Below are 568 nucleotides of genomic sequence, written 5' to 3'. Positions count from 1 at the left end.
ACATGCCATAGTAAGCTTGACTTGCCATAAACCCAAGGCGGATCCATAAGTACTGCTTGATTAAATATTTTGGGAGCGCGGTACAACGCTTGTAGCGTACACATAGCACCAAGCGAGTGACCTACCGCAACCACTTGTGAGATGCCGTGCTTCTCACAGACAGTTTTTACGCTATCGATAACTTGCTGGGTAAGACTGCGCCAGTGATTGTCAACAGGATAGTCTGGGTCGCCCCCTAACATCGGTATATATTCAACCGTAAAAAATTCAGCCAATATCTCAAAAAATGGCTGGTAGACCGCACTTGGCATCCCGTTCGCATGAGCAAAATGAAGGACTGGCTTTTGGGTTATGTTCGATACAGGCAATGATGCAAAGGTCTGCAAATTGATTTCACTCATGACAGGCTCTCACTAATTCTTATAGAGGTTTGGTGCTCTTAAAGGCTCGGTACTTGATTTAGTAATTTATTTATAATTTAAACTGACTATATAACTGAGGCTGAGCATAGTTATATGCTCAGCCTCAACAATCATACACATTAAATATAATCCGTTCAAAATGAAAA

Annotated in this window: 1 protein-coding gene; it reads right to left on the bottom strand. The window is 41.7% G+C overall.

Annotated elements, in window-relative coordinates; all coding sequences use genetic code 11:
- On the bottom strand, window positions 1-401 hold a 401-nt coding region (locus tag ACS8FD_RS23330), incomplete at its 3' end, for an alpha/beta fold hydrolase (protein WP_439277605.1).
- Between the last annotated feature and the right edge of the window lie 167 nt (window positions 402-568).

This window comes from Psychrobacter sp. 1U2 (assembly GCF_051847575.1).
The sequence above is the reverse complement of the archived record's forward strand: the minus strand, read 5'-3'. Positions and strand labels throughout refer to the sequence as shown.